General features: G+C 66.1%; 9 protein-coding genes and 1 riboswitch. Of the genes, 1 reads left to right on the top strand and 8 read right to left on the bottom strand.

The window, feature by feature from the left end; genetic code table 11:
* Positions 1-389 precede the first annotated feature (389 nt).
* The 4 genes from ACOQPH_RS09450 to ACOQPH_RS09465 all read right to left on the bottom strand — a co-directional run bounded on the left by ACOQPH_RS09450 (position 390) and on the right by ACOQPH_RS09465 (position 3,969).
* A complete protein-coding gene (locus ACOQPH_RS09450; RefSeq protein WP_420621159.1) occupies positions 390-824 on the bottom strand; it encodes a hypothetical protein in 435 nt (144 codons plus the stop codon).
* A gap of 633 nt (positions 825-1,457) precedes the next feature.
* Positions 1,458-2,402 carry a hypothetical protein gene (locus tag ACOQPH_RS09455; protein WP_420621160.1) on the bottom strand — a complete coding sequence of 315 codons (945 nt, stop codon included), beginning with the start codon at positions 2,400-2,402 and terminating at the stop codon, positions 1,458-1,460.
* On the bottom strand, positions 2,399-3,025 hold the full coding sequence (coaE, locus tag ACOQPH_RS09460) for a dephospho-CoA kinase (RefSeq protein WP_420621161.1): 627 nt from the start codon (positions 3,023-3,025) through the stop codon (positions 2,399-2,401). The genes ACOQPH_RS09455 and coaE overlap by 4 nt, the downstream gene beginning before the upstream one ends.
* Positions 3,026-3,189: 164 nt before the next feature.
* Positions 3,190-3,969 carry a TIGR03084 family metal-binding protein gene (locus ACOQPH_RS09465; protein WP_420621162.1) on the bottom strand — a complete coding sequence of 260 codons (780 nt, stop codon included), beginning with the start codon at positions 3,967-3,969 and terminating at the stop codon, positions 3,190-3,192.
* A gap of 96 nt (positions 3,970-4,065) precedes the next feature.
* Here ACOQPH_RS09465 and ACOQPH_RS09470 point away from each other — a divergent pair, with 96 nt between their 5' ends.
* Positions 4,066-6,159, top strand: coding sequence for an acetoacetate--CoA ligase (locus ACOQPH_RS09470; RefSeq protein ID WP_420621163.1), 2,094 nt, complete (start codon positions 4,066-4,068; stop codon positions 6,157-6,159).
* Between the two features lie 234 nt (positions 6,160-6,393).
* Here the strand turns inward: ACOQPH_RS09470 and ACOQPH_RS09475 are convergent, their stop codons facing one another.
* The 4 genes from ACOQPH_RS09475 to ACOQPH_RS09490 all read right to left on the bottom strand — a co-directional run bounded on the left by ACOQPH_RS09475 (position 6,394) and on the right by ACOQPH_RS09490 (position 11,851).
* Complete coding sequence (locus ACOQPH_RS09475; RefSeq protein ID WP_420621164.1) at positions 6,394-8,040, bottom strand: ABC transporter permease; 1,647 nt, start codon at positions 8,038-8,040, stop codon at positions 6,394-6,396.
* Between the two features lie 29 nt (positions 8,041-8,069).
* Positions 8,070-9,206, bottom strand: coding sequence for a thiamine ABC transporter substrate-binding protein (locus ACOQPH_RS09480; protein ID WP_420621165.1), 1,137 nt, complete (start codon positions 9,204-9,206; stop codon positions 8,070-8,072).
* Positions 9,192-9,302: riboswitch (TPP riboswitch) on the bottom strand. It overlaps the preceding gene by 15 nt.
* 82 nt (positions 9,303-9,384) lie before the next feature.
* The gene (locus ACOQPH_RS09485; RefSeq protein ID WP_420621166.1) at positions 9,385-10,452 is read right to left on the bottom strand and encodes a 6-phosphofructokinase; all 1,068 of its coding nucleotides are present in this window, start codon (positions 10,450-10,452) and stop codon (positions 9,385-9,387) included.
* Between the two features lie 196 nt (positions 10,453-10,648).
* On the bottom strand, positions 10,649-11,851 hold the full coding sequence (locus tag ACOQPH_RS09490; protein WP_420621167.1) for a CaiB/BaiF CoA transferase family protein: 1,203 nt from the start codon (positions 11,849-11,851) through the stop codon (positions 10,649-10,651).
* Positions 11,852-11,955: the final 104 nt, after the last annotated feature.

The following is an 11,955-nucleotide window of genomic DNA, read 5'->3' on the forward strand; positions in this document are numbered from 1 at the left end:
TGGAGGCGAGAAATGGGTCCACGGCAAATTGGTCGTAGCTCAATTCATATGTGCGTCAAAATGTGGCTCTCAAAGGATCGAAAGTGCTTCAGCGAAAGCCAGACGATGGCGCACGACCCCAGGGCATTCGTTTACGCGATGAACTGGATGTCGCGAATAACCAGACTTGATGGCGATCACCGAGACATTGACAACTCACTGAACTTGCGCGACAACCGAGCTGCATGTGAATACGCCAGCGAGTCGCCGCCACTCACAGCTGAACCCCCATAGACCATCTCAATACTTTACTTCACAGTCTTGATTCAGGCCCGCCACCCCGTGCTCGGAGAAGGGGTGGCGGGCCTGTTAGAGCTGTTCTGCTACCAGTTGAGGCTATGAGGCTTTATTCACTTCCACCTTTCGTGTATCGGGTGGTCAGGGTGGAAACACAAAGCTTCATTGCCGTATTTCTCGGGGTCGATTGACGGGATCCAACCGTCAGAACACATCAGGGAGTGAATCAGATCTGTGAAAGCACTACAGCTATAGCCTCTGCATTGTCCGGCTCTCTTGTCGAACTCGCAGCCGCAGAAATCAGATTGCATCTGAATCAACTTCTGAGTGTCTTCAGGATCTTCGCATTCCTTATATGCAGAGTTTGTGGTGTCGTAGTATCCACATTCTTCAACCAGCTTGAGAGTTGCTTCCTGATGCGCTATCCAAGAAGAATTCAAAGCAACAGGCTCTGGAAAAACTTCCTCTTCCTCCTCGGGCTCGGAAGTACCGCCATTGCTCCCTTCCTCAGGGTCTTCGACAGAGGTCTCCTCTTCCTCATCGGTCACGGAGCCGGTCTCGTCAGGTTGAGTAGTAGCTCGTGCAGTGCTGGTCGTCGGCACTGTCTCGACTGCTTGGGAGGTGGCCGTCTCGGCTTGCTCACTCAATGTGGCCGGAGCCACGATTGTCGGAGCTGGGTCGGGCTGGGTGGTCGTAGCAAGAGGCTCAGTGGCAGCCGGCGCGGTCGGCACGGGCGACCCTCGGGCTGCATCGACTTCACTGCTCCCCGACGACCGCGTAACCACCACAGCGACTACAGCCACGGCGACCGCTGCGGCAACAACACCCGCAAGAACGATCTTCCCCGCGGCTCAGCTGCCCTTGCTCGCAGCATTCACAGGTCCCCGCCGCGACGTTCGTGTCGACTGATACCTGCGCATCCTGCCCGCCACCGCTCTCGCCTATCGCCAGCCACGCAGCCGGCTCAGCGCTGCCGGCATGCTCAGATGAGCAAGCCTAATTCTGTGGCGTGACCATCACGGGGTGGGGGGGGCATGTTCTTAGAGGCCGCGCGGATAGGTGACGTCTCGGAAAGTTGCTGTCACGCTCTCTTTGTGCAAATTTGCCGTCTCTGGCGGCATTTCTGCGCAAAGTCCAGGACATCGGGGCTGCCGGACACTGCCGCCTATCCGCTAAGGCTCTCAGTCCAAGAATTCAGCAGTGGCAGTAGCTGTCTGAAGCAGGCGGTCTGAGTCGCCGGCCGTCTCGAAGATGCGGGTGCGGCTGGTCACCACATGGCCGGTTCGGGCCAACACCTCGCCGTCGACGCGAAACGGCCCGCCACGTGCCGGCGCCAGGTAGTGCATGTCTGCGAACACACAACGGGCCCGGCGCCCGCCCCCATCGCACATCCCAGCCAGATGTGTCGCCATGACCTCGGCAACCACGATCGAAGCCCCGCCTTGCAACGAGCCGAACGAGTTGCGGATGCGGTTGTGCATCGGCAGCTCGATGCGCGGCTCGCCGGGCACCGGCGAGATGCGCAAGTAGTCGTCCAGCGGCGGCCGGGGGTTCACCTCGTGATCTTCTCGGTAGTGGACGGTGTTGTCTCGTGCCGTCGAATCCACCACCGGCGTGTCGTCGCGGCGGGGCAGCCGTGCGTACGTACACGTCGAGCGTGCGATTTCCGTTCCGGCCTCGTCGGTTACCGAGGTCTCGGTGACCACCTGGTTGCGCCCGATTCGCAGCGGCGAGCACCGGGCGGTCACCACCGAACCCTGTGCCCGTGCTGCAAGCACCGTCGACAGGTGCAGCGTGGCGGACCAGTCCGGAGACACCACGAGGACGGCGTGGTGACCGGCCACCGAGTCAACCAAGGTAGCGACTGCGCCGAGCCGCAGCCAGCCCCCCTCGGTCAGCGGACCGTCGGCCAGATCGTCCAAGATCGGCATCGTCGCGGTGAGCGAACCGTCGGACGACATCTGGTGGCTGAGACGCAGATGTCGCAGAATGTGGTTCTGAGGCGGGTAGCGGACCGGCTGCTCGCTCCCTCGATCGCCGGCGGACCCAACGCCGCCTTGTGGCTGATCGCCGGGCTGACCAGTGCGGGCTGGCCGGCCCGAAGGTGACGCCGCTGCTGCGCTCATGCGGCACGCTCGTCCGCAAGACTGCGCAGAGCGTCCCACAGCTGCCTTGCCGCATCGGCCAATTCGTCGGTGCCGCCACCGTTACCGATGACGAAGTTCGACGCTTCGCGCCGTTGGTCATCGGTGGCTTGAGAGGCCAAGCGGGCCTTGGCGTCGTCGGCTGTCATGCCGCGGCCCGTGAGTCGTTGCAGTCGTACATCGGGCGGCGCTTCGACCGTCACCACTACTTCATAGGGAAACCGAGTGTCGCGGCCCAATGTGCTCTCCACCAACACCGCCATGTCAAGCACGACGACATCAGCTACGCCCTTTGCCGCAATCGTCTCGATCCGCTCGTCAAGGAGGTCGTTGATGGCGGGGTGGCTGATCTCGTTGAGAGCCGCGAGCTCCGAAGGATCGTTGAACACGATCGCGGCGAGCGCCGGCCGGTCGATGCCTCCATCAGGTCCGCGCAGGTGGTCGCCGAATCGCTCGACTACCGGTTCGACCGCCGATCCCCCTGGGACGATGATCTCGAGGCCCAGGCCGTCCACGTCCACGACAGCCGCTCCGTGGAAGGAAAGCAATTCCGCGACGGTGCTCTTGCCCGCGCCGATCCCCCCAGTCAGCCCGACGATCAGCACAGCGACCCCCTGGGAGCGACAATCAACACAGCGACCCGGCGGGAGCGACAATCAACACAGCGACCCGGCGGGAGCGACAATCAACACAGCGACCCGGCGGGAGCGACAATCAGCACAGCGACCCGGCGGGAGCGACGATCAGCACAGCGACCCGGCGGCCGGGGCTAGGCCGTGCGGCGGTTCGCTGCGTCGGTCGGAGGACCGGCAAAGGCCTGCGCAATATCCATCCAGCCCACCGCCAGGGGACCTTGAATCTCAAGATCGGTCTCGGAGTGGTGGCGACGCTGGGTCACCGCCAGGCAGAATTCGTAGGCGTCGCCGCTCACCTTGTCGACAGCGTCTTGCGGCCCCCAGGTCCACACAGCTCCACTCGGGGCATCAAGTTCTACCCGTACCGGTCCGGCGGGCACCTCAAGGCCCCGGTTCATGTAGCTCCAGCCGCGGGTGCTCACCCCAATGTGCGCTACATGGCGCAGCCGATCGGTGCGGGGCAGCTCCCGGCCGTGGGTGTCGGCGACGTCGTGCCCGTGCGACCACGTCTCCATGAGTCGGGCGGTGACAAACGACAGGGCGCCCATCGAGGGGCCGAACCACGGAATCCGGTCCTTGGGGTCCAGCGGCCGAACCGCCGCCACCATCTTGGCTCGCTCCGTGCACAGCCAGTCCCAGATCTGCGCACCGGACATGGAAGCAAAGTCGATTCCCGCTGCCGTGTGCAGATCCATCTCGCCCCGCGCGGCTGCGGCCGTGAAGCCACCAAAGCCCTCGGGATCGACGACGGCGACTGTCGCCACCCAATCGGTCATGCCCAAATGCACCATCGTCTCTCGACTGTCCCAGCCCTCCGCTGGCGTGGGCAGGCGCCATTGCTCTTCGCTGATGTCGGTGACCACGTCACCGAGCGCTTCGGTCTCAGCTTGAAGGTCGTCGCAGATCCCGTCCATGACGGTGGACCCTACCCGCGCCCCTCAGTGTGATTCTGGGGTGCCAGGGACCTGCGCTGGGCCGATGCGCAGCGGCAGATGAGTAACTTGCGCTCGATGAGCAGCACAACAGACAGTGGCCACGGGCCGGGGTCCGACGAGGGCGTGCTGTGGCGGCCAGATGCGCAGCGGCGCCGCTCGACGCAGCTCTGGCGCTTCGCTGCCGACGTCGGTCTTGGGCTCGACCAGCACACGTACCGGGAGCTGCACGAATGGTCGGTTCGACAACCTGGCGAGTTCTGGCGGGCGGTGTGGAACTTCAGCGATGGCATCGGCGAGCTGGGCCCAGAGTTCTTGAGCAGTGAAGTGTTCTTGAGCAGTGAAGCTGGCGGCGGCGCTCCGGAGCCCCGGCCGGGTCTCGAGTTCTTCGCCGGATCGAACCTGAACACTGCCGAGAACTACCTGAGGCCGACTTCTTCGGGGGGGCCTGCTGCGGACGACACTGCTCTCGTCTTCATCGGCGAGGACGTCGTAGAGGCAACGATGACGCACGGTGAGCTCCGGGCGGAAGTGGCGGCCTGCCAGCGGGCGCTGGCCGCCGACGGCGTCGGCGTGGGAGACCGGGTGGCCACCATGCTTCCCAACGGCCCCCAGGCGGTCATCGTGTTCCTGGCGACAGCATCGCTGGGCGCCGTGTATTCGTCGGTCAGTCCAGACTTCGGCATCGACGGCGTGCTGGACCGCTTCGGTCAGATCGCCCCGGCCGTGCTGGTCGCCGTCGATGGCTACTACTACAACGGCGTCCGGCATCGCACCGCCGCCAAAGCGGCCGATGTGGCCGCCAGCCTGGCAAGCGCCGGCGTGCCGTTGCGCCGGCTCGTGATTGCGCCGTACGACCGATCCGCAGGCGTCGTCGGTGAGGGTGGCGGAACTCATGCGTTCACGCAGTGGTCGGCCTGGTTGGAGCCGCACGCGGCGGCAACCGGCGACGACCTCACATTCACTCGGCTCGGATTCGACCAGCCGGTGTACATCCTGTACTCGTCGGGAACCACCGGAAAGCCGAAGTGCATCGTGCACCGGGCCGGCGGCGCACTGCTCAAGCTGTGGAGCGAGCAGCGGCTGCACTTCGACGTGCACCCCGATGATCGCGTCATGTACTTCACGACCACGGGCTGGATGATGTGGAACTGGCTTGTCGCCGGGCTGGCCAGTAGCGCATCGCTCGTGCTGTACGACGGATCGCCGTTCCACCCAGGCCCGGCCCGGCTCTTCGATGTGGCAGATGACTGGGGTGTGACGCTGTTCGGCGTCAGCGCCAAGTTCATCGAGGGAGCCATGAAAGCGGGTCTGCGGCCAGCGCAGACCCATGCCCTCGACACCTTGCGCACGATTTCATCTACCGGCTCTCCCCTAGCGCCCGAAGGGTTCGACTGGGTGTACGAGCAGGTGAAGGCCGACGTTCACCTTGCGTCATTCTCGGGAGGCACCGACATCTGCGGCGGCTTCGTGATCGGTGACCCGACGGGCCCCGTTCGCCGCGGCGAGATTCAGGTGCCCGCGCTCGGCCTCGATGTCGACGTGGCCGACGCCGACGGTGCCTCGCTGGCAGCGGGCACGCAGGGCGAGCTGGTGTGCCGCAACTCGTTCGTGTCCATGCCGCTGCACTTCTGGGACGACCCTGACAACAAGCGCTACCGATCTGCGTACTTCGATCGCTTCGAAGGTGTGTGGCATCACGGGGACTTCGCTGAGTGGACGCCAGCCGGCGGGATGATCATCAGCGGGCGGTCCGATGCCACGCTGAATCCCGGCGGCGTACGCATCGGCACCGCGGAGATCTATCGCCAGGTCGACCGGATCGACGAAGTGCTCGAGAGCGTGGTCATCGGTCAGCGGGTGCCTGCCCCCGAAGGTTCGACGGCCAGCACCGACACCCGTGTCGTGCTGTTCGTGAAGCTGCGCGAAGGCTTGACGCTCGACGACGAGCTCACCCGCAAGATCCGCTCGCAGATTCGCTCGGGAGCGTCGCCCCGGCACGTGCCCGCGGTGATCGCCCAGGTTCCCGCTATTCCCCGCACGCGGTCAGGAAAGCTGGTGGAGCTCGCCGTTCGGGATGTCACCGAAGGCCGACCCATTGCAAACATCGAGGCCATCGACGACCCTGATGCGCTAGCCCACTTCGCCGACCATCCCGCTCTCGAGCCATAAGAGCCTCAGCGGATAGACGGCGATGCCCGGCAGCCCCGACGGCCTGGACTTTGCGCAGAAATGCCGCCACAGACGGCAAAATTGCACAAAGAAGGCGTGCCAGCAACTTTCCGAGACGCCACCTATCCGCGCGGCCTCCTAGGGGCAGGGACGTGATCATGGGAGCGCGGGACACTCCATTGGAGGTCGGCGCCGTGCCGAATCGGTCGCGATGCCGCCGCGGCGCGCCGCTCGCTAGAACAGTGATTCGTCGGTGCGGCGAAGTCCTTCGATGACGAGCACCGAAGCGGCTGTCGTGGCCATGAGCACCACTGCGAGCGCCATCGCCTGACCGCGCAGGCTCTCCCCCGGCGTTCCGAGCAGGCGGAACAGCGCCAGCGGTGCGGTCAGCGTGTCGGGTCGCCGCGGCAAGAACGCCGTCGCACCGAACTCGCCGAGCGACACCGCGAAAGCGAACGCAGCACCGACCGCAACCGCCCGTGACGCGATCGGCACGTCGACCTCACGGCGTGTGCGCAGAGGTGAGGCGCCCAGCACCGAGGCCGCCTCCCGCAGCCGATTGTCGATTGATCGCAGCGTCGGCACCAACGTCCGGACGACGAACGGCATCCCCACCAGGGCGTGCGCGACAGGAATGATCCACCACGCTGTACGGAACTCCAACGGCGGGGTGTCCAGCGCCAGCAGCATGCCGAACCCGACGGTGACCGCCGACACCCCGAGCGGCAGCGTCAACCCGACATCGAACAGTCGCCGCAGCCACGCGGCGCCCCGTGCCACGGCCAACGCGCGGGCGCGGCCGCCCACGACGACGATCGACGCGAGTGCGCCCACGACTGAGGCGATCACCGTCGCCATCGCCGCGAATCCCAGCGAGTGCGCCAGGGCGGCGAGCGCGGTCGCCGGCAGCATCTGCACCCGTTCGGCGAGTGCTGTGAAGTTGGCGAATCCGTAGCCGTTGCCGGTCGCAAAGGCCCGCTCAACCAATGTGCCGATCGGCACGCCGAGCAGAAGCAACGCCACGACACCATTGACGGCGATCACCCCGCGGCGACGGCGGGGTGCCGTGCGTCCAGGCGCCCGGCGGGCAACTGCCCTGCGTCTCTCGGCCACGCCGGCCAGCGTGACCAGTGCCACCACGGCGACTAGCTGGCAGAGCGCGAGCGCCGACGCCGTAGCAAAGTCGAGCCGCGTGATGGCGTACCGGTAGATCTCGGTCTCGACCGTGGCGCGTGCGGGACCGCCGAGGATCAGGATCACCCCGAACGAGGTGAATGAGAACAGAAACGTGACAGCCGCCGATGCCGCGACTGCGGGCCGCAGCAGCGGCCAGGTGACGTACCGGAAGGTACGCACCGGCGTAGCGCCGAGCACAGCCGCCGCGTCGGCGTTGCGGCCGTCCAGGCCAGCCCACCATGAGCCCACGGTCCGCACCACCACGGCGTAGTTGAAGAAGACGTGAGCGGCAAGGATCGCCCACACGGTGTGTCGCAGCGACAGCGTTCCTTGATCGAGACCGAACCGGTCGAAGGTTGCCTCGAAGGCGCCAGCCACGACCACCGTCGGCAGCACGAACGGCACGGTGATGACGGCTCGGACAATCCGCCGCGCCCTCGGCCGCAAGCGCGCCAGCGCTGCCGCGGCAGGAATCCCGACAGCAAGGGTGAGCGCAGTCGAGGCGACGGCCTGCCACACCGTGAACCACAGCACGCCGCGAATCGCCGAGCGCCCCAGCAGATCCCCGAGGCCACTGAGTCCGTCCGCGACAACGGTGAGGACCGGGTAAGCAAAGAACACCCCCACGAACGCGAGGGGTGCGGCAGCGGCGATTGTCCAACCGAGAGCCGGTGCTGCGGATCGCCGCCTCAGCGACCGGGCCACTGTCACATCTTTCTGAGAGGGCGGCGCGCTCAGCGCAAGACGATCTCCACCCAGCGCTCGGTCCATGCGTCGCGGTTGGCTTCGATGTCAGCCGCGTCAAGCATGAGCGGATCGTCGGGCACCGCCGTGTGCTCGACAAATTCGGGCGGGAGTGTCGCGCCTTCGATCACGGGGTACACGAACATGTTGAGCGGCACGTCGTTCTGCCAGGTCTCGCTCAGCATGAAGTCGATCAGCGCACGTGCCCCAGCCTCGTTGTCGGTCCCGGTAAGGATCCCGGCGAACTCGATCTGGCGGTAGCACGACTCGGTGATGACCCCAGTGGGTGCCACGTCCGTTGGCGGATCGGCGTAGATCACCTCAGCCGGAGGGCTGGAGGCGTACGACACGACCACCGACCGGTCGCCACCACCCGCAGTGAACTCGCCGTAGTAGGCGTCCTCCCAGCCTGCGGTCACCGTCACGCCATTGGCACGCAGGTCCTCCCAGTAGAGCTCCCAGCCGTCGCCGAACGCCGCAATAGTTGCCAACAGGAACGCGAGGCCCGGCGAGGACGTTTCGGGATGCTGCACGACGAACTGGTCGGCGAATTCGGGGAATGTCAGATCATCGAGAGTCTCCGGCACCCGCGGCACTGCGTCCTTCCAGTAGTTGACGCACACGTCGCCGTAGTCCACGGGAGTGACCCGATGTCGCGGATCCAGCTGCAGGTCGTCTGGCACGCTGGCGAGTGACGGGGACTTGTAGCGGGCGAAGATGCCCGCGTCGAGGCCCCGCTGCAGGAAGGTGTTGTCGATACCGAAGAGGACATCGCCCAGCGGCGCATCCTTGGTGAGTATCGCCTGGGCCACGAGTGTGCCCGCATCGCCGACTTCAAGCAGTTCGACCGTCACACCTGTCTGTGCGGTGAACTCCTCCAGCGTTCCCTCGGACAGGTTGAACGAGTCGTGGCTGATCAGTGTGACCGTCGTTCCAGCGATCGATGGCTCGTCGTCGGCCGGCTCCTCGGTGGCGGGTGCCCCCGCAGCCGACGGCGACTCGGTCTGAGGCGGAACGGGTGTGTTGGTCTCAGGGATTTCGCCGTCGCCGCACGCTGCCACCAGCAACATCGCGGCTGCAATGGCGACAGCGAGACGGAACGGCCTACAAAGCAGGTGGGTGGTCATATGCTTCCTCCGCTGGCATTACCCAGATCAGGTTCTCGGGTCGGCGACGGCACAGCTGTCGCCCTCTCAGCCCCACGGGCTCCCCGGTTTGTGTTGTCGCCGTCACCCTACCGTGCGGCGCTGTTGGCCTCGTTGTCGCCGCACCCGCGCCGGCGCCAAAGCGAGCGATCCGCAGAGCTCAGAACCAGCGACGCGATTTGCTGTGCCGGGTCAGCACCGGCGCCGTCGAGATGAGATCCAGCATCTCGAGCTGATCTTGGCTGAGGTAGCGAGTGCGGCCGGCCACTTCAGCGAGTGGTTGCAGCGCGATCCCGACCGAGTGCACGCCCACCATGGCGCCCGACTGTCCTTCCATGAGGACCTCAACCGCACGAGCCCCGAGCCGGCTGCCGAGCAGCCGATCCGCCGGCGAGGGCGGCCCGCCTCGCTGGATGTACCCCAGCACGGTGGTGCGGGTGTCGAAGCCGGTGCGCTCTGCCAGCAGATCGCCGACGAACTGGCCTATGCCCTCAAGGATGCGATTGCCCCACTCGTCGGTGCCCGTATCGGGGATCTCGACGCTGCCGTCATCAATGGCGCCCTCGGCGACCACCACGATGGACGCATTGCGGTCGCGGTGGTGGCGCGCAACGAGACGTTCGGCGATCTCGTCGATGTTGAACGGTGCCTCGGGAACCAGGACCGCTGCGGCACCACCGGCGATGCCCGCCCCCGCAGCTATGTGCCCGGCCTCACGTCCCATCACCTCGAGCACCATGATCCGGTTGTGCGACTCAGCAGTGGTGTGCAGCCGGTCGACGGCTTCGGTCGCGACGCCCAGTGCCGTGTCGAACCCGATGCAGATGTCGGTGCCGAAGACGTCGTTGTCGATCGTCTTGGGCACAGCGACGACGGGAAACCCCGCTTCGGACAACCGGCCTGCGGTGATCAGCGTGCCGTCCCCGCCGATCGTCACCAGTGCCTCGACGCCGTCGCGCTCGAGCTGTTCGATCAACGGCGCCGTGCCTTCGGATTCCAGCCGGCGGCTGCTGCGGGAGGTCCCGAGCATCGTGCCGCCCCGGGGCAGCGTGCCCCGCATCGCCTCAGCATCGAGTGTGATGCTGTCGCCGTCGAGCACGCCGTTCCAGCCTCGCCGATACCCGACGACGCTGCGGTCCAGCTCGTGACCGGCCATGCGCACGACGGCCCGGATAGCCGCGTTCAACCCTGCGCAATCGCCTCCGCCGGTGAGCACCCCGATTTGCACGGGCTCACGCTACGCGGCCACGCGGACAGGCAAGGCCCTGGTTGCCGAACCTCCTGTTCCCCGCTCATGTTCCCAGTCCCTATTCGAGACGGGCTCACGGGCCGCTCGAGCCCCGGCTTCGCCGCCGATCGGCTCAGCCTCTCGGCCAGACGGCGCAACGGTTCGATCCCGGTCGCCTGGACACCTGAAGGGCGGCTCAGTCTGCGACCAGCACCCCGGCAGCTTCGAGCTCGGCGAGCCGGGCGTTGTCGAGTCCGAGCAGCCCGCCGATCGCCTCGCGGTTGTCAGCACCGCGGGCTGCGACATGGCCGTCGGTGCCGATGCCCGAGCCGAGCGCCGGGCGCGCGGGCACCGCGAAACCCGAGCTGGCCTCGGTGAAGAGTCCCCGATCTTCGGCCCAGTCGGTTGCTGCCAGCTCAGTGATCGAGCGCATCTCCGCCACGCTGAACGGTGTGCCGGCCTCGATCGCTCGCCGGAACTCCTCCACGTCCGAAAAGCCAACAGCCCATTGGGTCATCTCGTCGTACAGCTCGTACCGGTTTGCCATGCGCGCCTCGGAAGTGGCGAAACGAGGATCAACAGCCAGCTCGGGTCGGCCCATCGCCTTGATCGCGTCGTCGAACCACGCTGCTGGGTTGCCGGCGATGGCCCACACCCGGCCGTCAGGCAGGACCAGGATCGGGCATTCGTGGGCAAGGCCTGCGTTGGGCTCCTCCCAGCCGCCCGCCAGCTCGACAGCGGACCACTCCTGGATGTACACCATCGCTTCCACCATGCACACGTCGATGTGGCCGCCTCGGCCCGTGCGAGCCGCCTTGACCAGCATCGCGTTGACCGAGGCGGCAGCGGACATGGCCGTCACGATGTCGCCGACCACCAGCGGCGGGTTGGAAGGTCGGGCACCGGTCTTGCGGATTGAATAGTCGATGTAGCCCGATTCCATGTGGCCGACGGGCGCATACGCACGCCGGTTGGCCCACGGGCCGGTCTGCCCGAATCCGGTCACCGAGCAGTAGACGAGCGCCGGATGCAGCGCACACATCTCGTCGGGTCCGAGCCCGAACTTCTCCATGACACCGGGGCGGTAGTTCTCCACCACTGCATCGCAGTGGCCAACGAGTTCGCGGACCAGCTCGGTGGCCCCGGCCGCACGCAGGTCGATTGAGCAGAAGCGCTTTCCGGCGTTCTGCTGTGAGAAGTACGGATTGACGTCGCCCGGCGCATGCGGCGGGAAGGTCCGGCTCAGGTCGCCGTCCGTCGGCTCGATCTTGATGACCTCGGCCCCCATGTCCGCCATCATCCGCGTGGCGAGCGGCCCCGCCACGACACGGGTGAAGTCCAGCACCCGGATGCCCTCGAGGGGCCGCTGATCTGCGCCGTTCGCAACTGACTCCGCCATAGCGCTGCGAATTCTCTCACGGCAGGCCAAGCGGCTTCAGCGCAACACCCACCAGCCGGGTCATCAACCTCTGCCGGCACCCGAACTCGCGCCGGAACTAACGC

Origin of the sequence: Candidatus Poriferisodalis sp. (assembly GCF_965221945.1) — a bacterium.
In the GTDB taxonomy this organism is placed as follows: Bacteria; Actinomycetota; Acidimicrobiia; order Acidimicrobiales; family Poriferisodalaceae; genus Poriferisodalis.